The sequence below is a fragment of the Uruburuella suis genome, from assembly GCF_022870845.1.
Taxonomy (GTDB): domain Bacteria; phylum Pseudomonadota; class Gammaproteobacteria; order Burkholderiales; family Neisseriaceae; genus Neisseria; species Neisseria suis.
In genome coordinates this window covers 2,360,668-2,383,620 of sequence record NZ_CP091507.1, presented here as the reverse complement: position 1 = coordinate 2,383,620, position 22,953 = coordinate 2,360,668, and the positions used below count along the sequence as shown (strand labels likewise).

Here is a 22,953-nt window from a genome sequence, read left to right as displayed (position 1 = left end):
CATCATGGCAAACCAAACCAATAATGAAAACAAATCATTGTTAGGCTGGGTGGACGCACGCTTCCCTTTGTCTAAAATGATGAAGGAGCACGTAACCGAATATTACGCGCCCAAAAACTTCAACTTCTGGTATTTCTTCGGCTCACTGGCCTTGCTGGTGCTGGTGATTCAAATCGTCAGCGGCATCTTCCTGACCATGAACTACAAGCCTGACGGCAATGCCAACGCCTATCACCTGCCCGCTGCCTTTACCGCAGTGGAATACATCATGCGCGATGTGTCGGGCGGCTGGATTATCCGCTATATGCACTCCACCGGCGCATCGATGTTTTTCGTGGTGGTGTATCTGCATATGTTCCGCGGCCTGATTTACGGCTCGTTCAAAAAACCGCGCGAATTGGTGTGGGTGTTCGGCTCGCTGATTTTCCTGGCGTTGATGGCCGAAGCCTTTATGGGCTATTTGCTGCCGTGGGGTCAGATGTCGTTTTGGGGCGCGCAGGTAATCATTAACCTCTTTGCCGCCATTCCCGTGATCGGCCCCGATTTGTCGGTATGGATTCGCGGCGACTTCAACGTGTCCGATGTTACCCTCAACCGCTTCTTCGCCCTGCACGTAATTGCCGTGCCGCTGGTGTTGGTCGGCTTGGTGGTGGCGCACTTGATTGCCCTGCATGAAGTGGGCTCCAACAACCCCGACGGCGTGGAAATCAAAAAGCTCAAAGGCGAAAACGGCCTGCCGCTCGACGGCATTCCGTTCCACCCCTACTACACCGTGAAAGACATTCTCGGCACCGTGGTGTTTCTGATTGTGTTCTGCGCGATTATGTTCTTCGCCCCCGAAGGCGGCGGCTACTTCTTGGAAGCGCCCAACTTCGACCCGGCCGACCCGCTGAAAACCCCGGCGCACATTGCCCCCGTGTGGTATTTCACCCCGTTTTACGCCATCTTGCGTGCGATTCCTTCTTTCTTCGGCACCCAAGTGTGGGGTGTGCTCGGTATGGGCGCTGCGGTGGTGTTGATTGCACTCTTGCCGTGGCTCGATCGCTCGCCGGTGAAATCGGTGCGCTACCGCGGCCCGATTTTCAAAACCATGCTGGTGCTGTTTGTGATTTCCTTTATCGGCCTGGGTATTTTGGGCGCTTTGCCGGCCACCAATTTGCGCACCATCGTGGCGCAGATTCTGAGCGTGATCTACTTCGCGTTCTTCTTGGGCATGCCGTTTTACACCAAAATCGATAAAGACCGCCCCGTGCCCGAACGCGTCACCATGAGCACAAGCAAGCAGAAATGGATGTTCTTTGTGTATGTGGCGATCGCCTTTGTGGGTGCATATCTGTTTGCAACCAATATCTGATGAGGGCAGCGAAAATGAAAAATACATTTAAAAACTGGTTTGCTGCCTTATTGCTGGCAGCGCCGATGAGTATGGCGGCAGCAGCCGGCGGCCACGCCAATTATGAAAAAGTGGATATCGACTTGGGCGACCAGGTGAGCCTGCAACGCGGTGCGCAGATTTTCACCAACTATTGCCTCTCGTGCCACTCGGCCACCGGTATGCGCTTCAACCGCCTGCAAGATATCGGCCTGACCGAAGACGAAATCAAGAAAAACCTGATGTTCACCACCGATAAAGTCGGCGATGTGATGCAGGCTGCGATGACGCCGACCGAGGGCAAAAAATGGTTTGGTGCGGCGCCGCCTGATTTAACCCTGATTGCCCGCTCGCGCGGTGCCGATTATCTTTATGCTTACCTGCGCGGCTTCTATCAAGATCCGACCCGCCCCACCGGCTGGAATAACACCGTGTTCGACAAAGTAGGTATGCCGCACCCCTTGTGGGAGCAGCAAGGTGTGAAAGCGGTGGAGCTGGATAAAGACGGCCAACCGGTGTGGGAAAAAGACGAGCACGGCAATCTGGTGCCCAAGCTTTATTGGGAAAGCACCGGCCTGCACAGCCGCCGCCTGCCCAACGGCAAGGTCATCGAAAAAGAATATGACGATTACGTGCGCGATTTGGTGAACTACATGGTGTATATGGGTGAGCCTGCGCAGATGCAGCGCAAGCAAATCGGCTATATCGTGCTGATTTTCCTGCTGGCCGTGATGCTGCCGCTGGCTTATTTCCTGAAAAAAGAATACTGGAAAGACGTGCATTAATTTCAACGGCTCAAATAAAAGGCAAAACCACTCGGTTTTGCCTTTTTTACGTTCAGACGGCCTGGCTTTGTCGGCAAACTGATTTTCTTAAAAAGTAAGAATTTATTGAAAATCCATTTAAAACAATATGTTGAGCGTATTTTCTGGCAAATCGGCAAGCAAGTTGCTATAATAAACTGTTTTCAATTTCCTTCAGGCCGTCTGAAAACACATCTGCCTGAATTCTCTCGGAGCCGCCCCAACATGATGACCCTCTATTCCGGTATTACCTGTCCGTTCAGCCAGCGCTGCCGTTTTGTTTTGTATGAAAAAGGCATGGATTTCGAAATCAAGGATGTGGATATTTTCAATAAGCCTGAAGATTTGGCGGTGATGAATCCTTACAACCAAGTGCCGGTGCTGGTGGAGCGTGATTTGATTTTGCACGAATCCAATATCATCAACGAATACATCGACGAGCGCTTTCCGCATCCGCAGCTGATGCCGGGCGATCCGGTGATGCGCGGCCGCGGCCGCTTGGTGCTTTACCGCATGGAAAAAGAGCTGTTCGGCCATGTGAAAGTGCTGGAAATGCCTGAGGCCAACAGCAAAGACCAAGCCCGTGCACGCGAAGCGATTGCGCAGGGCTTAACGCTGCTGGCACCGGCTTTCGCCAAAAACAAATATATTCTGGGCGAAGAATTTTCCATGATTGATGTAGCCTTGTCGCCCCTGCTGTGGCGCTTGGATCATTACGACATCAAACTGGGCAAATCCGCCGCATCGTTGCTGAAATACGCCGAGCGTATTTTCCAGCGCGAAGCCTTTATCGAAGCCTTAACGCCTGCAGAAAAAGCCATGCGCCGCTAAACAGGCCTGTTTCAGCCACCTGTATATGCCGGCCGGATTAAATATCGAGGCCGTCTGAAAGGGATAAACAAGATGAGTAGCAGCACCAAACCGTATTTACTGCGCGCACTGTATGAATGGTGTGTGGATAACGACCAAACACCGCATATCGTTGCCTGGGTAAACGAGCAAACCCGCGTGCCGATGCAATATGTGCGCGATAATGAAATCGTGCTCAACATCGGCCCCTCCGCCAGCCACAATCTGATTATCGATAACGAATGGGTGAGCTTTTCCGCCCGCTTCGGCGGCGTGTCGCATGAAGTGTGGATTCCGATCGGGCATGTAATCAGCCTTTTCGCCCGCGAGAGCGGCGAGGGCATGGGCTTTGAAGTGGAAGCGCTGGAAACGGAAGAAAACCACACGCCCGAGCCGCCGCACCCTGCCGATGCGCAAAATGCCGGCGAAAAAGCCGATGCGCGCGCAGAGCAAGCCGGTAAGAAAAGCGATGGCGATAAACCGAAAAAAGGCTTGAAATTGGTGAAATAGCGGTTTGAAATCATGCAGCAAACGCATAAAGGTAAGGTCGTCTGAAAAGTTTCAGACGGCCTTACTGTTTCCACTATAGTGGGCGTGCATCGGTAAAAATTAAGGCTGTCTGAAACATCAATCTTTCAGACGGCCTTACTATTTCCATTATCGGTTTACTGCCTGCTTTTACTGTTTTGGCGGCATGGTGTGTTGTCGGATTATTGGTTGGGTGGCTGGAGCCTGCTGCAAAAGCCGATATGGCAGTGATAAAAAATGGGTATGCTGCCGCGCTAATCCGCGCTTTAACCCGCCATTGCAAGGGCACGCCGCAATTGCTTCAGGCTCGCCCAAGCTTGTGCTTTCAATTGCGGTTGGCGCAGCAGGCGGGCGGGGTGGGGCACGATAAAATAAGGCAACGGGCCGCATAATGCGCTGATGGCAGCGGCGTGCTCCGTTTGTTCGAAAATCTGGCCGAGCAGCAGCACGGCTTTGGGCTCGGCCAGCGCCATTTCGGCGCACATGCGCGGCAGCGCGGCGGCGATATCGGCGGCATCGGGGTTGGGCGTGAACGCGGGCGCATCCTGCACCCAGCTGGTTTTGTGCACATCAGCGGCACCCAAGCCGATGGCGGCGAGCATGTTGTTGAGCAGCACGCCGACATCGCCGCTAAACAGATGGCCGGCGGTGCGGTCTTCCGGTGATGGACAAATGCTGACGGCCACCACTTGCGACGGTTGCACTTTGCCGGCGAGCAGCGCGTGGTAATCGGCGCTGTTGCGTGCAGTGGTTGCGGGTGCTGATTCGGCTAAGATTTTTTCAGACGGCCTGTTTGGCACATCTGCTTGGGTGAAATGTGTGGCAGGCAGTGTGAGGGCGGCAGGGTTTGCGCTTTGGCCGCCCACAGCGGCTATGGCGGCTTGGCGGGCAACGGATGCGTTTGCGGGGCTGCGGGCGGGCGCTTCTGCGGCCGGCGCAGATTGTGCTGCTGCTTTTGGGGCGGCCGCAGCGGGTGCGGCGCTCAGCACTTTGGCGCCCTGCTTCAGCCACATCGGCCCCAAACCCAGCGCTTCGTGCAAATGCAGATAACGGCTGCTTAACATATTTTCTCCATCCACACCGCATCTTCGCGGCCGCCCTCGGGTAGCGGGTAATAATCGCGGCGGCGGCCGCATTCGGCAAAGCCGTGTTTGCGGTAAAGGGCTTGCGCATTGAGGTTGCCCTCGCGCACTTCTAAAAACAGGCGCTGCACGTTTTCTGCGGCGGCCGTCTGAAACCATTCGCTTAATAATTGCGTGGCCAAGCCTTGCCGTCGCAGCGCAGGCTCGGTGGCAATCAGGTGCAGCTCCGATTCGTCAAACAGCGTTTGCCACACGGCAAAGCCGGCTAAAGTTTGCCCGGCGCCCTCCAGCACCACCACATAATCGTGCGTGCTGTGTAAGGCCGTCTGAAACTGCGCGGCCGACCAAGGCGACGGGTTGCATCGGGCATCCAGCGCCGCCAAGGCCGGGCAATCTTCAAGTGCTGCCGTGCGAATCTTCATGTGAGCGCCTTGCGCGCCGCCTGCTCTTGCGCGGTGAGTGCGATTTTGTTGCGCACATATAAAAGCTCGGCCTGCGCCGCGCCGGTGGCGGCATAGCGGCCACTTTGCGCCAAACGCAGATAATCGGCGGCGGTGGGCATGTCGGGTGTGCCGGCAAAAGGCGGCGCATCGGCCAGCGCAAAGGCATTGCCCACGCCTTTTGCCTCGATTGCAACAAAGCCCGGCGGCAGCGCAATTTCTGCCGCTTTGCCCACTTGGTAATCGCTCAAGCGGCGGTGGTCGGCGGTGTCGAACCATGCGTAAAACACTTCGCCCATGCGCGCATCGGTGGCGGCCAGCACGCAGGGCGCGCTGATTTGGCAAGCCACCGCATCCAGGCAGGGCACGCCGATAAGCGGCGTGGCAAACGGCGCGGCCAAGCCTTGCGCCACACCCGCGCCGATGCGCAGGCCGGTAAATGCGCCCGGCCCTTGCGCATACACAATCGCGCCCAAATCCGCAGCCGAAATGCCGGCTTGAGCAAACAGCGCACCGATTTGCGGCAAAATCTGCTCCGATTGCCGATTGCCCGCTTCAACGTGGTGCAATAAAGTTTGGCCGTCTGAATGCAGCGAGAGCGAAAGATAGCCGGTGCTGGTGTCGATGGCGAGCGTGGGGCGGGAAAAATCGGCTTGCATGCTGGGTTTGTTTTCATTAAAGAAGCTGCATTATAGCATTGCCGAAGTGGCTTTCAGACGGCCTGAAAACTTTTATAATGGCATTTTCAAACACAGTTGCGAATTATGTATATCGGACGCTTCGCCCCCAGCCCCACCGGGCTGTTGCACATCGGCTCGCTGCTCACCGCGCTGGCTTCGTATGCCGATGCGCGTGCGCAGGACGGGCGTTGGCTCGTGCGTATGGAAGATCTCGATCCGCCGCGCGAAATGGCCGGTGCGGCAGATGATATTTTGCGCACGCTGGAAGCGTTTGGCTTTGAGTGGGACGGCGGCGTGGCTTATCAGAGCCGCCGTTATGATTTATATCATGAAGCTTTAGGCCGTCTGAAAGCAAAAGGGCTGGTTTATCCCTGTGATTGCAGCCGCAAAGATTGGCAAGCGGCGGCGCGTGCGGGGGCGGATGGTTTTGTGTACAACGGTTGCTGCGCCGGGTTGGATCCGCAGCGGGCTTTGCACAAAACGCCTGCCTGGCGCGTGCGCGTGCCGGATGAAATCATCGGCTTTGATGATGCGGTGGTCGGCCATTATGCGCAGAATCTGGCGCACGACATCGGTGATTTTGTGCTGCTGCGTGCCGACGGCTTTTGGGCTTATCAATTGGCGGTGGTGGCCGATGATGCGGCGCAAGGCATCACGCATATTGTGCGCGGGCAGGATTTGCTGGTGTCCACGCCGCGCCAGCTGTGGCTGCAACGCGCTTTGGATGCGCCCGAGCCGCATTATGCGCATCTGCCGCTGCTGGTGAATGGTGCGGGGCAGAAATGGTCGAAGCAAACGCTGGCACCGGCGCTGGATTTGGGTGTGCGCGAAGCTTTGCTGCGGCAGGTGATGGCTTATTTGAAGCTGCCCGCCGCGCCTGAAGTGGGCAGGCCGCAGGACTTGCTGGCTTGGGCGGTGCGGCATTGGGATATGGCCAAAGTGCCCAAAGCGGCGATTGCCACGGAGTAATACCAATCCAAAAAATAACCTAACTTCGTTGTCTCGCCTTGCCGTACTAGTTGTACTGTCTGCGGCTCGCCGCCTTGTTGGCTTACTTTTTTATGCATTTCACTATAAATAAACCGAGATAAACAAATGCCGTCTGAAACCTTTCAGACGGCCTCTGTTTGCGCTCAATCTTCGCTGCCTTCGTGATCGCTGAGAATTTTGTCGTAAACCGGTTGCGGTAGATAGCGGCGCACCATGTGGCGCCAGCCGTTGGGGCCGACCATGCCCTTAACCATGGTGGACGACACTTCGGCGAATTCGCGCGGCGGCATCAGAAACACGGTGGAAATCGACGGGCGCAAATCGCTGTTGATGTAGCGCATCGAGCGCTCGTATTCATAATCGGAGGCGGTGCGGATGCCGCGCACGATAAAATGTGCGTCGATGCCGTGGGCATAGTTCACCAAAAAGCGGTTTTCAAAAGTGGTGATGCGCACATTGGGGAAAATATCGGTGATGGCCTCGAGCATGGCCACGCGTTCGGCCACGCTGTAGGTGCTTTGTTTGTCGGGGTTGATGCCGATGGCAACCACCAGCTCGTCAAACATGGCTTGTGCTTCGCGTATCATCCATAAGTGGCCGTTGGTGGGCGGGTCGAAGCTGCCGGCATACACGGCGCGGCGCAGGCTTGTGTTCATGATGCGGGATAAAAAACGGTGAAAACGGCAGCATAAGTGCGCAAGCGGATAATGTCAAAATAAAAATGGCCGTCTGAAAGCGTTCAGACGGCCATTTTTGATACAGCATAAATGACAGGCGATTACATTGTGTGTTTTGCTTTACAATCCAAATGGAGCAATGCAGTTGGCCTGTGTTGGGAGCCGGATATTACTCTTCACCGAAAAGCGAAGTGAGGATGTGCAGGAGGCTGCTGAAAATATTGTAGAGCGACACAAAAATGGTCAGCGCCGCGCTCACATGGCTGGTTTCGCCGCCGTCAATGATATTGCGGATTTGAAACATAATCAGCAGCGAGCTGAAAATCACAAAGCCTGCGGAAATGGTGAGGCCGAGCGCGGGAATCTGCAAAAACATATTCGCCACCACGCCCACCATCAGCACCACCACGCCCACCATCAAAAAGCGGCCGAGCGAATTCATATCGGCTTTGGTGCGGCGCGCCATCGCGGCCATGGTGAAAAACACGGCGGCCGTCATCGCGGCGGCCACGCCCACGAGCTGCGGGCCGTTGCTGATGCTCAGGCTGTATTGCAGCATCGGGCTGATGAGCACGCCCATGCCGAAGGTAAACACCATCAGCAAAGCCGCGCCGGTATTGCTGTGGCGGTTTTTCTCAATCAGCATAATCATGCCGTAGAAAAAGGCCAGCGTCACGCCGAAGGCAATCCAGCGGTTGCCGAACATGGTGTAAAGATTGATGCCGGTTTGGCTGCTTAAAAAAGCACCGGCGGCGCAAGGAATGAAAGAAAGACCCAATAAGCCGTAGGTTTTGCGCAGCACGGTGTTTTTCTGCACCGCGCCGGTGCCGGCGGCCTGGGTGTAATCGTAAACGTCGTTTTGCATGGCGTTTGCTCCGTTTGAAGTGTGTGAAATCAAGAAAGCCGATTTTAGCAGCAAATCGTGGCTTTTGTGTGAAAAGTATGGTTGGTTCAGATAAAAAACCACAGCAGCAGCACCCAAGCCAAAATGCTCAGGCTCCATTGCGGCAATAATTTATCCAATGCGCTGCAAGATGGCGCTTTTTTCAGAAAATACAAGTGGATAAAAGCCAATAGCAACAATATGGCTTTCAGACGGCCTTGTGCTGCATCATCAAAAGCCTGCGGCAGCCACAACCACCATAACAACACGGAAATAGCCAAAAGCGCGGCGTGGTAGCGCTTGGCCGCCGAAAGGCCGAGCCGCGCGGCGATGGTGCGCTTGCCGGCGGCCAAATCGCTGCAGATGTCGCGCATATTGTTGAGGTTGAGCACCATGCTGCACCACAGCCCCAGCGCCGTGGCCGGCAACAGCGCAGACGGGTGCAATTGCCCGCTTTGCAGCCAAGCGCTGCCGAGCACGCCCAGCCAGCCGAAAAACAGCAACACCGAAAAATCGCCCCAGCCTTGATAACCGTAGGGTTTGCGGCCGGCGGTGTAGCCGAAAGCCGCCGCAATGGCCGCCGCGCCCAGCAGCAGCCACAGCAGCCAAACCGCAGGTTCGGCGGCGGCAACGGCAGGCAAGGCTGCCGCCAACAGCGCGATGCCGAGCGCGCAACAGAGCAGCGCCGCCAGCACCAAGCCCGCGCGCATGCGGCTTTGGCTGATGCACCCAGAGGCCACCATGCGCACCGGCCCCTGCCGCAGCGGTGAATCGGCGCCGTGGCGGGTGTCGCCATAGTCGTTGGCAAAATTGCTGAACACTTGCAAGGCCAGCGCGGTGGCGGTGCACAAGGCCAACACCGTGCCGTTGAGCGCATCGGCGCTTTTGGCCACCAGGCCGCCGCAAAGGGTGGAAGCGGCGGCCAAAGGCAGCGTGCGCAAACGCGCGGCGTTTATCCAATGACGGGCGGAGCTCATTCTGAGGGCTTTTCTTTTTAAAGAGGAAAGTGAGGGGATTATAAACGAGGCCGTCTGAAAGGGTTTGATGCAGATAAAGGTACAGACGGCTACAGAAAAACGAGATAGGCAGGCAGCGAGGGCAACGCAATCTCAGGCAGGATTGCCGATGTATAGTGGAATGCAAGAAAAAGTGATACAAAACTACGCACTATAACAGGTAGGTTGGGTTGCCAAACCCAACGTTTCAGACGGCCTGTGGGCTTGTTGGGTTTTCAACCCAACCTACCCGTTGTGTCACTTTTTCTGCATTCCACTATAAATAGCGCCGGCTGCGTGACATCTTCAAATGGGCAAAAGGTGTGCGCCATAGGCGCGCATTTTCCATTTAACCAGTAAGTTTAACAACAGGCCGTCTGAAAGATGGATGTTTCAGACGGCCTTTGCATGCAATATTTATAATGGCTGATTGATTTGAATCGGTATTGCCCGTGGAATATTGAATAGGCTGAGTGCGTTGCAGGCTGCCTGTTTGAACACATAAAAAAATGCGGGGCATGCCCGCATGGTGGGTGCGCCGTTTTATTCCTGCGGCGTGTAGCCTTGCACATGGTCGGCGCCCTCGCCGAAAAAATAGCTTTCCATTTGTTGGGCGAGGTATTGGCGCGCGCGCGGGTCGGCCAGGCTTAAGCGGTTTTCGTTGATCAACATGGTTTGGTGGCGCGTCCAAGCGTCCCACGCTTCTTGTGAAACGTTGTCGAAAATGCGTTTGCCCAATTCGTTGGGCAGCGGGGCGAATTTCATGCCGGGGGCTTCTTTGCCCAGCTTGATGCATTGAACCATACGGGTCATGGCGGTTTCCTTTTTTGATGGATGCGGTTTGTTTCAGACGGCCTTGATTTTAATGGATGGCGGCTTTTTTGTATATCGGCCGTCTGAAAGGTTTGGGTTTATAAGCTGTAAACAAACACTTTCGATTGGCGGCGGCTTTGGTGGTATTCCTGCTGCCGCTCTTCAGGCAAATCTGCTACGGCGGCGGCCTGAAAGCCGCGTTCGATAAACCATTCGCCGGTGTGGGTGGAAAGGGCAAACAGGCGGCGGATGCCGCGCGCGCGCGCGTTGGCGAGCAGGTGCTCGAGCAGCAATTCGCCGTAGCCGCCGTCTTGCGCTTCGGGCGACACCACCAGGCAGGCAAGCTCGCCGGCTTCGCTCGGCTCAAAGGTTTTCAGCGCCACGCAGCCGTAAATCTGGCGGTCGTGCTCGAGTATGGAAAATTCGCCGATGTGGTTTTCCAGATATTCGCGGCTGCGGCGCAGCAGTACGCCTTCGTCTTCGAGCGGGCGGATGAGGGTGGTGATGGCGGAAATATCGCTGCTTTGCGCTTGGCGGATGGTCATAAAAGCGGCGCGCGCCACCGAGGTGCCGGCGCCGTGGCGGGTGAAAAGCTCGCGTATCAGGCTGCCGTCTTGGCGGCCGCTGAGAATCTGCGTGCGCTGCACCTGCTTTTCCACCGCGTTGACGGCCGATTGCAGCAGGCGGCGCTGGTTGGGCTGGGCGCGCTGATTATCGAGCAATTCGCGCGCTTCTTGGGCGGAAAGGTTGCTGATCAGCGTGCCGTGTTCGTCGAGTATGCCCTCTTGCTCCACCACATAAATCAGCTTTTCGGCAGCCAGCGCGATGGCGGCGGCTTCGGCGATGTCGCCCATGCTCAGGTTGAAGGTTTTGCCGCTCAATGAATGCCCCAACGGGCTGATGAGCACCAGAGCGCCGCTGTCGAGGCGCTGGCGGATGGATTCGGTGTCGATTTTGCGCACGCGGCCGGTGTAGCCCATGTCGATGCCGTCGATCACGCCCAGCGGCCGTGCCGACACGAAATTGCCGGCGGCAATGGCGAGCGCGCGGCTGCGCTGGGTGGCGGTGGTCATGCCGATGGATAAGGCCGCTTCGATGTCGCAACGCAGCATGCCGCAAGCCTGCTTGGCGTGGGTGAGCGTGGTTTCGTCGGTGATGCGGCGGCCGTTGTGGTATTGCGGCGTGTGGCCGCGCACTTCGGCAAGCGCGCTGATTTGGCTGCGCGAGCCGTGAACCACCACCAGCCGCACGCCGAGGCTGGCGAGCAGGTTGAGATCGGCGGCCAGCGTGCGCAAAGTAGCGCCTTCGAGCAGGCTGCCGGCAATGCCGATTACCAGCGTTTTGCCGCGCAGATAGTTGATATAGGGGGCGGCTTCGCGAAAGTCGCGCACAAAAAATTCGGATAAGTTCATCGCAGGAGCAATAAGTAGAAAAGCTGCATGATTAACACGGTGAGCGCCACCAGCGAGGCGAGCGTCCAGTTAAACGGCTGCGCTTTGGCGGCGGCCGGGGCGGCTTTGGCTTCGGGCGGCAGCATGCCGTCGAGCAGATCGGCGATTTCGTTTTTACTCAACACTTTGCGCGTGCGCACTTCTTTGCCGATGCGGTGCACCAGCTTGACATCGGTGCGGGCTTCGGGCAATTGGCCGGCTTGCAGTTTGGGCGGCGTGGGGCGGGTGTGGTCTCGGGCCTGAAACAGGCCTTCGCATTGGCTGCACACCACAAAGCCTTGGGCGATGTTGAGCTGGGCATCGTTCACCCACAGCTGGGTTTTGCAGTGCGGGCAGGCGCATACGGGCATAATCGGCTCGCTTTGGATAACTTTGATGAAGAATGCAAAAGATTGTAAGCAGTTTCAGACGGCCTGTATAGCGGGTGTTGCTATTTGGAAAACAGGCCGTCTGAAAGGCAGATCAGGCCACGCCGTAGCGCGCCCGATAAGCGCGCACCGGCTCGAGATAAGCGCTGAATCCGCTGTGGTTTTGCAAAAGGGTAAACAAATCGTTCAGATTGGCAATCGCCACCACCGGCAGGCCGTATTGCTGCTCCACTTCCTGCACGGCGCTCAAGTCGCCCGTGCCTTTTTCCATGCGGTCGAGCGCAATCACCACGCCGGCGGGCACGGCGTTTTCGCCCTGAATCAGCCGCACCGATTCGCGCACGGAAGTGCCGGCGGAAATCACATCATCGATAATCAGCACCCGGCCTTTGAGCGGCGCGCCCACCAGCACGCCGCCTTCGCCGTGGTCTTTCGCTTCTTTGCGGTTGTAGGCAAAGGGCACGTTCACGCCTTTTTCGGCCAGCATCATGGCGGTGGCGGCGGCCAAAATAATGCCTTTATAGGCGGGGCCGAACAGCATATCGAATGCCACCTTGCTCTCGATAATCGCTTCGGCATAAAACTTCGCCAGCGCAAGCGTACCCGCGCCGTCGTTGAAGAGGCCGGCGTTGAAAAAATAAGGCGACAAGCGCCCGGCTTTGGTGGTGAATTCACCAAACTTCAACACCTGTTGCTCAAGCGCAAACTTCAGAAAATCTTGACGGAAATCAGACATAAAAGGCTCTTTGGCAGTGATTCGGAACAATAAGCCGATTATAGCGCAAATGGCTGCGCAGCTGCGCGAAGTGTTTTGCGGCCGTGATGCCCATTCAAAAAAGTAAGCCGGCAAGGCGGCGAGCCGCAGACAGCACGGTTGGCAGAGCAAGGTGAAACAACGCAGTAAGCTTGTTTTTTTGGATGGGTATGAAACACTTTTCGGGTACAATCGCGTTTTATTTATCACATTTTAGAGCCATGGTTAAAATCATTTCCGCCAATGTAAACGGCATCCGTTCGGCCACGCAAAAAGGCTTTATCGATTATTTGGGCAGGGTAGATGCCGATATTGTGTGCGTGCAGGAATTAAAAGCGCAAGAGCCCGACATGAAGCCGGAAATGAAAAATCCGCACGGCATGCACGGCGTGTGGCATTGCGCCGAAAAGCGCGGCTACAGCGGCGTGGCGATTTACAGCAAACGCGCGCCCGATAATGTGCAAATCGGCATGGGCATTGAAGAATTCGACCGCGAAGGCCGCTTTGTGCGCGCCGATTTCGGCGGTTTGAGCGTGATTTCGCTCTACCTGCCCAGCGGCACCAGCGCGCCCGAGCGGCAAGAATTGAAATACCGCTTTCTCGATGCGTTTTACCCCATGCTCAACGAGATGAAAGCCGAAGGCCGCGATATCGTGGTGTGCGGCGATTGGAACATCGCCCACCAAAATATCGATTTGAAAAACTGGAAAGGCAACCAGAAAAATTCCGGCTTTCTGCCCGAAGAGCGCGCTTGGATAGGCAAAGTGATCGCCGAATTGGGCTGGACCGATATGTGGCGCACGCTCTATCCCGAAATCCCCGGCTACACTTGGTGGAGCAACCGCGGCCAGGCCTATGCCAAAGACGTGGGCTGGCGCATCGACTACCAAATGGTCACGCCCGGTTTGGCCGCCAAAGCCGTGGCCTCGCATGTGTATAAAGAAGAAAAATTTTCCGACCACGCGCCTTTGGTGGTGGAATATGATTATTCGATTTGAATGATGAACCCTTATTCAGACGGCCTGCGGTGTGCATAAACATACAGGCCGTCTGAAAGATAAAGCGCAAACCATGCAAACCCACCAACTCGAAGACCTCACCTTATTGCTGATCCGCGATGCCGACGAGCCGGAAATGTGGCTCGACCGCTGGGCGGTGAGCTATCCGATGGTGCGCGTGGCCGAAGCGGCGCGCACGCAGCACATCGAGCAATGGCAGGCCGCGCTTCAGACGGCCTGGCAGGGCATCCACAGCAATAATGTGGCGGTGGTGGCGCACGGCGCGGGTGTGTCGGCCTGGCTCGCGTGGCTTTATCTGGCCGATGTCAACACACAGCGGCGGATTCAAAACATGATGCTGGTGTCGCCGCTGCAAAGCGCGTTTCCCGATGATGATTGCCACACGCTGCAACGCGTGCGCTGCCATTGCAAAACCGCGCTGGTGATTGGCGAAAACGACCCCGAATGCCCGCGCGAATGGGCGGCGCAACAAGCGGCCTGCTTGAATGCGCGGCTGCTGGTGTCGCCGCATCAAGGGCACTTAAACAGCCATCTGCACGGCTGGCAATGGGGCATGAAATTGATGCAGGAAATGTTGTTGAATTAGGCCGTCTGAAAAATGCTGAAAACAAAATTATGGCTTTTGCCGCTGCTGTGGCTGGCGGCAAACGCAGCCCAAGCGGCCGCGCCCGAGCGCATGCAGATTTGCTACCGCTACGGCTGCAAGGCCGACACTTATGTGAATGTGGATGCCGGCACGCGCGCGCGCCTGCAAGCTTTGTTTCAAAATATAAACAGCGCCGCCGCCGAGCGTGATGCCGTGCGCGATGCGGTACAGCAGCTTTATCTCAATGCCGGCGCACAAAGCCCGATTTATCAGGACAAAGGCGGCAACTTCCGCGACGGCTTGGCCGAAGGCCGCATGGATTGCGCCGACCACAGCACCAACACCACCACGTTTCTCAACTATCTGGCCGCGCAGGGCTGGCTGCAATACCACAGCGTGGGCAAGCCGGTTTACCGCCTGCCACGCATTATCGATTTGCATTATGCGGCGCAGTTGATTGAAAACGGCAGCGGTGAAAAATGGGCGGTCGACAGCTGGTTTGAAGATTTCGGCGCGCCGCCGGCCGTGGTGGATTTGAAAAGCTGGAAAAAAGGCTGGAAACCGCCTGAATAAAAGGCAGCGCTGCAAAGATTGTAAGCCGCGTTTAAAGCCGTTACACTAATCACTTTTGAGGCCGTCTGAAAACTTTCAGACGGCCTCGTTTGAGCACTTGCAGACATTGCGCCTGCAAGCTGCACGTCAGCGACATTGCGCCGCTGCGAAATTTTCAGAAAGCCCATCATCATGACCGTATCCCCCGTAGCCCTGCGCCGCCAAAGCGCGCGCGCGCCGCATGCCACCGCCCAATATTGGCGCAAATGCCAAGTGGAAGAATTATTCGAGCTGCCGCTGCTCGAGCTTGTTTACCAAGCCGCCCAAGTGCACCGCCAATATTTCAACCCGCAAGAAATCCAGCTTTCCACTCTGCTTTCCATCAAAACCGGCGGCTGCCCCGAAGATTGCGAATATTGCCCGCAATCGGCGCACTACAGCACCGAAGTGCAAAAAGAAACCATGATGGATGTGGCCGAAATCCTCGAAAAAGCCCGCATCGCCAAAGCACGCGGTGCCAGCCGTTTCTGTATGGGCGCAGCTTGGCGCGGGCCCAAACCGCAAGATGTGGAAAAAGTGGGCGAAATCATCAGCGCCGTGAAAAGCATCGGCCTGGAAACCTGCGGCACCTTCGGCATGCTCGAAGCGGGCATGGCCGAAGATTTGAAAAACGCCGGGCTGGATTACTACAACCATAATCTCGACACCGACCCCGAGCGCTACAACGACATCATCCACACCCGCCAACACGAAGACCGCATGGACACGCTGGGCAAAGTGCGCGGCGCCGGGCTGAAAGTGTGCTGCGGCGGCATTGTGGGCATGAACGAAAGCCGCCCCGAGCGCGCCGGCCTGATTGCCAGCCTGGCCAACCTCGACCCGCAGCCCGAAAGCGTGCCAATCAACCAATTGGTAAAAGTGGCGGGCACGCCCTTGGCCGAAGCGGAAGATTTGGACTGGACCGAATTCGTGCGCACCATCGCCGTGGCGCGCATTACCATGCCGCAAAGCTATGTGCGCCTTTCCGCCGGCCGCGCCAATATGCCCGAAGCCATGCAGGCCATGTGTTTCTTGGCCGGCGCCAACTCGATTTTCTACGGCGACAAACTGCTCACCACCGAAAACCCGGAAGAAGACGGCGACCGCATGTTGATGGATAAGCTCGGCTTGCGGCCTTTGCAGCATCAGCCGCAGGCTTGAGCAGCTATAGTGGAATGCATAAAAAAGTGACACAACGGGTAAGTTGGGTTGAAAACCCAACAAGCCCACAGGCCGTCTGAAACGTTGGGTTTATCAACCCGACCTACTCCGTGATAGTACGTTGTTTTGTATCACTTTTTCTTGTTTTAACTATAACGCGTAGGTACGGTTAGGCCGCAGGCCGTAACCGTACGCATGCCAACCGGCGGGATAGGTTTCCACGCCCGAATGCATGCGTACGATTACGCCGCAAAAGGCGCGGCTAATCGTACCTACGGGCTGCGGGTTGGAAATATTGCCGCATTAATCATAAAGCAGGCCGTCTGAAACAATATTCAGACGGCCTTTTTGGCTGTTTACCGGCGGCGAAGTGTTCAGTGTTCGGCGGTGTCGGCATCGCTGGTGCTGACTTTGGCGCGCACGATGCGTTTTCCCTCGCTGTCGAGCAGCTCGAGGTGGCGGCCTTGGATGCGGTAGCTTTGCACTTGCGGCAGGGTTTTGGCCAGCTGCCGCTCGATTTGCATGCTGGGGCAGGCCATGCGGGTGGCGGCGATGTCGTGGAAAGTGAGGCTGTGGTTGTCGCCGGCGGTATAGTGGCCGAACAATTGGTTGCAATCGGTGCGGGCGCTAAACTGCGGGTTGATGCTGAAAATGCGCAGGTTGATGTCGGGCGCTTCCACGGCGCGGCGGTTGATTTCGGTAATCTGCCATTGGCCGTAAATCTGTTGCGGCGGCCGCTGGCTTTTGCCGGGTACGGGAAAGGGGATGGCGATGCAGGCGCTCAAAAACAGCGGCAGCAAAACGGCGGGTTTCATGGTTTATCCTTCAATAAGGCAAATTTGTGCTCAAAATTTTATGCGCGGCTGAAGTGTGAGCAGCCCCTAGGGTCTGTTCACATTTCATCACGCGGCAATATTTTGGCTCAAAAACGCGCCTGCTGCGTTAAAAATGCTCGCAAGGTGTTCAACCTTGCTGTGCTTTTCGCCTTGCAGCCACGCTTTTGCGCTCAAAATCTTACTTGCGGATGAATTGTGAACAGACCCTAGCAAGCAATTGCAAAAAAGATTGTCAACAGAGGCTAAGACTGTTGCCGGGCAATAAAGTTTGCTGCGCTTTCAGACGGCCTTCTTTGCTGGTTTTTCAAGAGGCGGCGATTTGGCTTCTTGCTCGGCTTTATAGGCGCGCAGCCATTCCAGCGCGGCGGCTTTTTCGGCTTCGGTGCCGTATTGCAGGTCGCGCTGGGCGCGGCGGTAGGTGGCGCGGGCTTGGGCTGCTTCGATTTGGCCGGCCTGCCAGTCTGCGCGGTTGGCTGTTTGGCTGCGCCGGGTTTGCTGGGTTTGCGCGCGTGACATGGCTTGGGCAATTAAATCGGCGGGGTTGAAAGCGGCTTTGGGCGCGGCCGATGCGGCGGCTTGGCGGGTGGCGGCTTCGCGCTCGGCCAGATAGGCTTTGCGCTCGGCGGCATCGCGCGCTTTGCGCTCGGTGTGCCATTGGTAGCGGTGTCGGGCGTGTTCGGCGGCGGCAAAGCGCGGCTCGCTGCGGCCGGATAAAAAGCGCGCTTGCGGCAGATAATCGGCTTCGAGCGGCTGCATGTGGATGCAGTCTACCGGGCAGGGCGCCACGCACAGGCCGCAGCCGCTGCATTCGGCGGCAATCACGGTGTGCATCTGCTTGGCGGCGCCCATAATGGCATCGAGCGGGCAGGCGCGGATGCAGGCGGTGCAGCCGATGCAGGCGGCTTCGTCTATCCAGGCCAGCGCGGTGGGCTGGGTGTGCGCCGGCGGCAGCGGTGCTTGGGCGAGCAGGCGGGCAAGGTCGTGCATCACTTCGACACCGCCGGGGGCGCACAGGTTAACTGCCGCGCTGCCCTCGGCCAGCGCCCGGGCATAGGGCAGGCAGCCCGAATAGCCGCATTCGCGGCATTGGGTTTGCGGCAGCAAACGGTCGATTTGTTCGGCGGTGGCGGTCATGGCGGTGCTTGGGTGAAAAGGCAGTATTCTAACAGATTGATTGTTTTCGTTTATACAGGCCGTCTGAAAGCCGCTTGCTGTTCAGACGGCCTGTGTCCGGTAGTTTATCGGGCAATCAATTGATGGTGTAGCCGCGCAGATATTGGCTGCGCTCGCGGGTCATGCGGGTGTCGCACTGCAATTGCAGGTATTCGGCCTGCAAGGTGGTGCCCGCTTGGGCGGCGGCCTGGCGGCAGCTGTTGTTTTTGCTTTGAATCCAACCGCGTTGCTCGCCGAGCAGGCGCTGCTGGATGGCCGGATCCATGCGGCTCCAGATGGTGTTGATTTCACCGTCGGCGGCGCGGTTGTTGCTGCGGGCCTGCTCTAAATCGTTGGCGGAAAAGGTGACTTCATCGGCCGGTGGTGTGGCGGGGGTGAGCACTTCGGGCGCGGGCGCTGAGGCCGGCGGGGCGCTCAGCGCCTGGCTGGCGGCGTTGTGCTCTAAAATTTCCTGCGGGTCGGCCATCGGCGGCTCGGGGAAGGGCAGACTGGCGGCGCTAAGCGCGTCCTCACGGCGCACAGGCTGGCCGTTGATTACCAGAATATCTTTGATGCCGTAAGGGCGCAGCACGGTGGACACGGCTTGGGCGGCGAGCGTGAGGCTGTTGTCTTCATAGTTGACCACGGTGCCGCTCTCGCCGGCAACCGGGGTGTAGCGCAGGGTTTGGCTGAAAAGGCCGCTGCCGTTGTAGCTTAAATTGCTGCCGCCCAAGCGCTGTTGCAGCAGCTGGTCGATGCTTTGGCTGCCGTAGAGCAGCGGGCTGTTGGTTTGGGCGGAGGAAAGAGCGGCGGCGGGCAATTGGATGGTGAGCGTGCCGCTGCACACGGCGGTGTTGTTTTGCATTTCTTGCGCGGGCTTGTCGAGGTTGATCACCAAATCGCCGGCGGCGGCGATGATTTTGTCGGCATCCACAAATTGGCGGCTGTCGCTTTGGGCGAAGGCGCGGGCTTCTTGTTTGACGATTTCCTGAATATTGTTGCGCACGCTTTGCAGCACGGCCGGGTCGTTGCACACCAGCTGCGGCGCGTTGTCGGGCTTGTCGCCGCAGGCGCTCAGCGCGGCGGCTGTCAGGGTGATGGTGAGCAGCTTTCGATACATGGTTTCGCCTTTGAGGTTGATTTGCAGTTATATCAATTCGAAAAAATAATCTAAACTGCGTTGGCTCGCCTAGCCGTACTGGGTGTACTGTCGCAGGCTCGCCGCCTTGTTATCTTAATTTTTTCGAATCGGTATTATACCAATCCAAAAAATAACCTAACTTCGTTGTCTCGCCTTGCCGTACTATCTGTACTGTCTGCGGCTCGCCGCCTTGTTAGCTTACTTTTTTGAATCGGTATTAAACAGTTTCAGACGGCATCATAACAAAAAGCGCCTGCCGGGGGTAAGATGCGGCAGGCGCTTTTTGGTTCGTTTTCATTTTAATGCAAGAAGTTGATAAAGATTTTCAAAATGGCAACGTTGACCAAGTCGATGAAAAACGCACCCACCATCGGCACAATCAAAAAGGCTTTGTGCGAGGGGCCGAAATGCTCGGTGACCGATTGCATATTGGCCACCGCGGTGGGCGTGGCGCCCATGCCGAAGCCGCAATGGCCGGCAGCAAGCACGGCGGCATCGTAGTTGCGGCCCATAAAGGTGTAGGTAACAAAGCTGGCATAAAGCACCATCACCAGCGTTTGCACGGCCAAAATCACCATCACCGGCGCGGCCATGCCGCTGAGCTCCCACAATTTCAAGTTCAGCAGCGCCATCGCGAGAAAGAGCGAGAGCGACGCATTGCCAAACACATCAATGGCGCGGTCGAACATATTGAATTTGAAGCCCATCACCAACACGTTGCGCAACACCACGCCGGCACCGAGCGCCCACACGAATTTCGGCAACACGCCGACATAAGTGTTCATGATTTCGGCAAACGACAAACACACGGCAAACATCGCCAGCGTTTCGATGGCTGATGAAGCGGTGATCAGGCGCGGTTGATCGCGTGATTCGAAGGGGTCGTCGATAATCTCGCCTTTGTCGGCATGGGTGGGGCGCGCGCCGCCTTCATCGAGGCGGGGGCGGTGCATTTTGTTGACCAAGCGGCGGGCTACCGGGCCGCCGATCAGGCCGCCGGCCACTAGGCCGAACGTGGCCGCCGCCATGCCTAAGCCCGTGGCGCCGGTGATGCCGTATTGGTGTTCAAACACTGAGCCCCAAGCGCCTGCCGTGCCGTGGCCGCCGGTGAGTGTTACCGAGCCTGCCATCAGGCCGATGAGCGGATCCAGCCCCATGGCGCTGGCCAAGCCCACACCGACGCTGTTTTGCAGCACGATAAACACGCTCACGATCACCAAAAATACCAGCAAAGGCACACCGCCGGCGCGCAGGCGCGAGAAATCGGCGCTCAGGCCGATGGAGGTGAAAAACATCAACATGAAAGCGTCTTGCAGCGATTTTTCAAATTTGAAGCTGGCGCCGTAAAAATAATGCAGAGCAAATAAAATCAAGGCCGCCAGCAGGCCGCCGGCCACCGGCTCGGGAATATTGAAGTTTTGCAGAAATTTGATGCGGTTCACCATCAATTTGCCGACCAGCAGCACAATGGTGGCGGCAATCAGGGTGTAATAGCTGTTAAAAGCCCATTCCATAGGTTTCTCTTTCTGATTCTGATTGTGTTGTTCTGATAGGCTGCCCGATTTGTGGAAACATCAAAACGGCAGCCAGCCCGTTATCTTAGGTGATGGGTTAAAATTTGTCAAAACAGAGGGTAATTGTTATTTTCATCACCAATCGGAATCAGATAGAGCAGAAAATAGGGTGAAACGCCGGTGTGGCGGTGAAGCCGCAGCATTCTGCAACGATTGTGAAATGAATAACAAAACGGTAAGCGGAATATGCGTATCCGATATTTGCCGCAGCTTGAAAATCTTGTTTGCGCACAGTGTTGCACTTATATCCATTCTAAAAAATAAGATGGCAAGGCGAGCCAACGCAGTTAGATTGTTTTTTGAATGGGTATTGAAATCCAAATCTGAGGCCGTCTGAAAAAAGTTTCAGACGGCCTTTATAGTAGTGGAATGCAAGAAAAAGTGGCACAACGGGTAGGTTGGGTTGCAAACCCAATAAGCCACAGGCCGTCTGAAACCTTGGGTTTATCAACCTAACCTACGCCGTTTCAGAATACAGTTTCGTGTCACTTTTTCTTGTATTTCATCATGATTATGTCGCCGCATAAGAAAAAGCCCGGGCAATGCCCGAGCTGTGTGTGCCGTGTGAAATTACAGCGAGTAATACATTTCGAATTCCAGCGGGTGCGGTGCCATGCGGATGCGGCGCACGTCTTCTTCTTTGAAGGCGATGTAGCTGTTGATCCAGTCTTGGCTGAACACGCCGCCGCGGGTGAGGAAATCGTGGTCGGCTTTGAGCGCTTCCAATGCTTCTTCCAAAGAGGCGCACACGGTGGGCACCAAAGCGTCTTCTTCCGGCGGCAGGTCGTAGAGGTTTTTATCGGCCGGGTCACCCGGGTGGATTTTGTTTTGAATGCCATCGAGGCCGGCCATCAGCAGCGCGGCAAAACACAGATAGGGGTTGGCCATCGGGTCGGGGAAACGCGCTTCGATGCGGCGTGCTTTGCTGCTGGCCACGTGCGGAATGCGGATGGAAGCCGAGCGGTTTTTGGCCGAATAAGCCAGCTTGGTGGGCGCTTCAAAGTGCGGCACCAAGCGTTTGTAGGAGTTGGTCGACGGGTTGGTGATGGCGTTAAGCGCTTTGGCGTGCTTGATGATGCCGCCGATGTAGTAGAGCGCCATTTCCGACAAACCGGCATAGCCATCACCCGCAAACAGGTTTTGGCCGTCTTTCCAGATGGATTGGTGCACATGCATGCCCGAGCCGTTGTCGCCCATAATCGGTTTGGGCATAAAGGTGGCGGTTTTGCCGAAATTGTGCGCCACGTTTTGGATCACATATTTCATGTCTTGCGTCCAGTCGGCGCGCTCGGTGAGGGTGCTGAAGCGGGTGCCGATTTCCATTTGGCCGGCCGTGGCCACTTCGTGGTGGTGCACTTCCACCGGAATGCCGATTTCTTCCAGAATATTCACGCAGGCAGAGCGCAAATCTTGGCCGGAATCCACGGGAGCAACGGGAAAGTAGCCGCCTTTCACAAACGGGCGGTGGCCGGTGTTTTGGCCGTCGTAAGATTCGCCGCTGCTCCAAGCTGCTTCTTCAGAATGGATTTTGTAGCGGGTGCCCTGCATGGTGGTTTCCCACTCAATGCCGTCAAACACGAAAAATTCAGGCTCGGGGCCGAAGAATGCGGTGTCGCCCATGCCTGAAGATTTCAGATAAGCTTCGGCGCGCTTGGCGATGGAACGCGGGTCGCGGTCGTAGCCTTGGCCGTTGGCCGGGTCGATCACATCGCAGGTGAGCACCACGGTGGCATCGTCGTAAAAAGGGTCGATATAGGCGGTGGCCGCATCGGGCTTGAGGGTCATGTCTGAAGCTTGAATGCCTTTCCAGCCGCCGATAGACGAGCCGTCGAAAGCCTGGCCGTTTTCAAACCATTCTTCCGGGTCTTCCAGCAACACGCGGGCGGGCACGGAAACGTGCTGCTGCTTGCCTTTGGTATCGGTGAAACGCAAATCGATAAAACGCACTTCATTTTCTTCGATTAATTTGACAACATCTTTTACAGACATGGCAAAACTCCTGATTGTGAGAAGTATAACGATGGGTAAACAGGCAAAACTTGCGCTGCAAAGCGCTTATTGTGGCACAACCGGGGCATAAAAGCATCGGCGGTTGCGTGAAAAGCGGTGGGCTTGCGGCGGGATGTAATAAAATTTCAAATTGATGAAGCAGGTGTTTCAGACGGCCTGTTGCGAAAAAACGCAGCCATGAGAAACGTTTGATACAAT

24 protein-coding genes are annotated in these 22,953 nt (G+C 56.5%); 9 read left to right on the top strand and 15 right to left on the bottom strand.

The annotated features are described in order from the left end of the window. The first annotated feature begins 4 nt into the window (after positions 1–4). The 4 genes from LVJ78_RS10885 (at position 5) to LVJ78_RS10870 (ending at position 3,534) form a co-directional block, all read left to right on the top strand. On the top strand, positions 5–1,354 hold the full coding sequence (locus tag LVJ78_RS10885; RefSeq protein WP_132954028.1) for a cytochrome b: 1,350 nt from the start codon (positions 5–7) through the stop codon (positions 1,352–1,354). Between the two features lie 14 nt (positions 1,355–1,368). Next, on the top strand, positions 1,369–2,157 hold the full coding sequence (locus LVJ78_RS10880; protein WP_207894310.1) for a cytochrome c1: 789 nt from the start codon (positions 1,369–1,371) through the stop codon (positions 2,155–2,157). 243 nt (positions 2,158–2,400) lie between these two features. Then, entirely contained in the window at positions 2,401–3,006 is a 606-nt protein-coding gene (locus LVJ78_RS10875; RefSeq protein WP_132954030.1) for a glutathione S-transferase N-terminal domain-containing protein, read from the top strand. 72 nt (positions 3,007–3,078) lie between these two features. Next, positions 3,079–3,534: a ClpXP protease specificity-enhancing factor gene (locus LVJ78_RS10870; RefSeq protein WP_132954031.1), complete on the top strand. Its 456-nt coding sequence runs from the start codon at positions 3,079–3,081 to the stop codon at positions 3,532–3,534. A gap of 284 nt (positions 3,535–3,818) precedes the next feature. Here LVJ78_RS10870 and LVJ78_RS10865 read toward each other — a convergent pair whose 3' ends face one another. The 3 genes from LVJ78_RS10865 to tsaB are packed head-to-tail and all read right to left on the bottom strand — an operon-like array spanning position 3,819 to position 5,733. Further along, positions 3,819–4,616: a uracil-DNA glycosylase family protein gene (locus LVJ78_RS10865; protein WP_132954032.1), complete on the bottom strand. Its 798-nt coding sequence runs from the start codon at positions 4,614–4,616 to the stop codon at positions 3,819–3,821. Continuing rightward, the gene (gene rimI / locus LVJ78_RS10860) at positions 4,610–5,056 is read right to left on the bottom strand and encodes a ribosomal protein S18-alanine N-acetyltransferase (protein ID WP_132954033.1); all 447 of its coding nucleotides are present in this window, start codon (positions 5,054–5,056) and stop codon (positions 4,610–4,612) included. Before rimI ends, LVJ78_RS10865 begins: the two co-directional genes overlap by 7 nt. Next, positions 5,053–5,733 (bottom strand): tRNA (adenosine(37)-N6)-threonylcarbamoyltransferase complex dimerization subunit type 1 TsaB, encoded by a 681-nt coding sequence (gene tsaB, locus LVJ78_RS10855; protein ID WP_132954034.1) that lies wholly within the window; start codon positions 5,731–5,733, stop codon positions 5,053–5,055. The genes rimI and tsaB overlap by 4 nt, the downstream gene beginning before the upstream one ends. Before the next feature lie 105 nt (positions 5,734–5,838). On the opposite strand from tsaB, the gene gluQRS reads away from it, so the two are divergent. After that, positions 5,839–6,723: a tRNA glutamyl-Q(34) synthetase GluQRS gene (gluQRS, locus tag LVJ78_RS10850; RefSeq protein ID WP_132954035.1), complete on the top strand. Its 885-nt coding sequence runs from the start codon at positions 5,839–5,841 to the stop codon at positions 6,721–6,723. A 164-nt stretch (positions 6,724–6,887) separates the two neighbouring features. On the opposite strand, the gene coaD is transcribed toward gluQRS, so the two are convergent. From coaD to pyrE, 7 genes are all read right to left on the bottom strand, one after another. Further along, on the bottom strand, positions 6,888–7,400 hold the full coding sequence (coaD, locus tag LVJ78_RS10845; RefSeq protein WP_207894311.1) for a pantetheine-phosphate adenylyltransferase: 513 nt from the start codon (positions 7,398–7,400) through the stop codon (positions 6,888–6,890). A 190-nt stretch (positions 7,401–7,590) separates the two neighbouring features. Further along, complete coding sequence (locus LVJ78_RS10840) at positions 7,591–8,286, bottom strand: Bax inhibitor-1 family protein (RefSeq protein ID WP_132954037.1); 696 nt, start codon at positions 8,284–8,286, stop codon at positions 7,591–7,593. 86 nt (positions 8,287–8,372) lie between these two features. Then, the gene (menA, locus tag LVJ78_RS10835; protein ID WP_132954038.1) at positions 8,373–9,281 is read right to left on the bottom strand and encodes a 1,4-dihydroxy-2-naphthoate octaprenyltransferase; all 909 of its coding nucleotides are present in this window, start codon (positions 9,279–9,281) and stop codon (positions 8,373–8,375) included. A 561-nt stretch (positions 9,282–9,842) separates the two neighbouring features. Continuing rightward, positions 9,843–10,112 carry an oxidative damage protection protein gene (locus LVJ78_RS10830; RefSeq protein ID WP_132954039.1) on the bottom strand — a complete coding sequence of 90 codons (270 nt, stop codon included), beginning with the start codon at positions 10,110–10,112 and terminating at the stop codon, positions 9,843–9,845. A 98-nt stretch (positions 10,113–10,210) separates the two neighbouring features. Continuing rightward, positions 10,211–11,524 carry an amino-acid N-acetyltransferase gene (argA, locus tag LVJ78_RS10825; RefSeq protein ID WP_132954040.1) on the bottom strand — a complete coding sequence of 438 codons (1,314 nt, stop codon included), beginning with the start codon at positions 11,522–11,524 and terminating at the stop codon, positions 10,211–10,213. After that, positions 11,521–11,913: an MJ0042-type zinc finger domain-containing protein gene (locus LVJ78_RS10820; protein WP_132954041.1), complete on the bottom strand. Its 393-nt coding sequence runs from the start codon at positions 11,911–11,913 to the stop codon at positions 11,521–11,523. Before LVJ78_RS10820 ends, argA begins: the two co-directional genes overlap by 4 nt. 112 nt (positions 11,914–12,025) lie before the next feature. After that, on the bottom strand, positions 12,026–12,667 hold the full coding sequence (pyrE, locus tag LVJ78_RS10815; RefSeq protein WP_132954042.1) for an orotate phosphoribosyltransferase: 642 nt from the start codon (positions 12,665–12,667) through the stop codon (positions 12,026–12,028). A 239-nt stretch (positions 12,668–12,906) separates the two neighbouring features. On the opposite strand from pyrE, the gene LVJ78_RS10810 reads away from it, so the two are divergent. From LVJ78_RS10810 to bioB, 4 genes are all read left to right on the top strand, one after another. Continuing rightward, complete coding sequence (locus LVJ78_RS10810; RefSeq protein ID WP_132954043.1) at positions 12,907–13,683, top strand: exodeoxyribonuclease III; 777 nt, start codon at positions 12,907–12,909, stop codon at positions 13,681–13,683. 73 nt (positions 13,684–13,756) lie between these two features. After that, positions 13,757–14,290, top strand: a complete 534-nt coding sequence (locus LVJ78_RS10805) for an alpha/beta hydrolase (RefSeq protein ID WP_132954062.1) — start codon at positions 13,757–13,759, stop codon at positions 14,288–14,290. Between the two features lie 12 nt (positions 14,291–14,302). Continuing rightward, complete coding sequence (locus LVJ78_RS10800) at positions 14,303–14,863, top strand: hypothetical protein (RefSeq protein ID WP_243650353.1); 561 nt, start codon at positions 14,303–14,305, stop codon at positions 14,861–14,863. A 171-nt stretch (positions 14,864–15,034) separates the two neighbouring features. After that, positions 15,035–16,042 carry a biotin synthase BioB gene (gene bioB / locus LVJ78_RS10795; RefSeq protein ID WP_132954044.1) on the top strand — a complete coding sequence of 336 codons (1,008 nt, stop codon included), beginning with the start codon at positions 15,035–15,037 and terminating at the stop codon, positions 16,040–16,042. A gap of 374 nt (positions 16,043–16,416) precedes the next feature. Here bioB and LVJ78_RS10790 read toward each other — a convergent pair whose 3' ends face one another. The 5 genes from LVJ78_RS10790 to glnA form a co-directional block, all read right to left on the bottom strand. After that, positions 16,417–16,857 carry an META domain-containing protein gene (locus LVJ78_RS10790; RefSeq protein ID WP_132954045.1) on the bottom strand — a complete coding sequence of 147 codons (441 nt, stop codon included), beginning with the start codon at positions 16,855–16,857 and terminating at the stop codon, positions 16,417–16,419. A gap of 300 nt (positions 16,858–17,157) precedes the next feature. Continuing rightward, positions 17,158–18,012, bottom strand: coding sequence for an RnfABCDGE type electron transport complex subunit B (locus LVJ78_RS10785; RefSeq protein ID WP_132954046.1), 855 nt, complete (start codon positions 18,010–18,012; stop codon positions 17,158–17,160). 115 nt (positions 18,013–18,127) lie between these two features. Further along, complete coding sequence (locus LVJ78_RS10780; RefSeq protein ID WP_132954047.1) at positions 18,128–19,150, bottom strand: lysozyme inhibitor LprI family protein; 1,023 nt, start codon at positions 19,148–19,150, stop codon at positions 18,128–18,130. Positions 19,151–19,470: 320 nt separating this feature from the next. After that, complete coding sequence (gltS, locus tag LVJ78_RS10775) at positions 19,471–20,685, bottom strand: sodium/glutamate symporter (protein ID WP_132954048.1); 1,215 nt, start codon at positions 20,683–20,685, stop codon at positions 19,471–19,473. A gap of 630 nt (positions 20,686–21,315) precedes the next feature. Then, positions 21,316–22,734, bottom strand: coding sequence for a type I glutamate--ammonia ligase (gene glnA / locus LVJ78_RS10770; protein ID WP_132954049.1), 1,419 nt, complete (start codon positions 22,732–22,734; stop codon positions 21,316–21,318). Positions 22,735–22,953 lie beyond the last annotated feature (219 nt).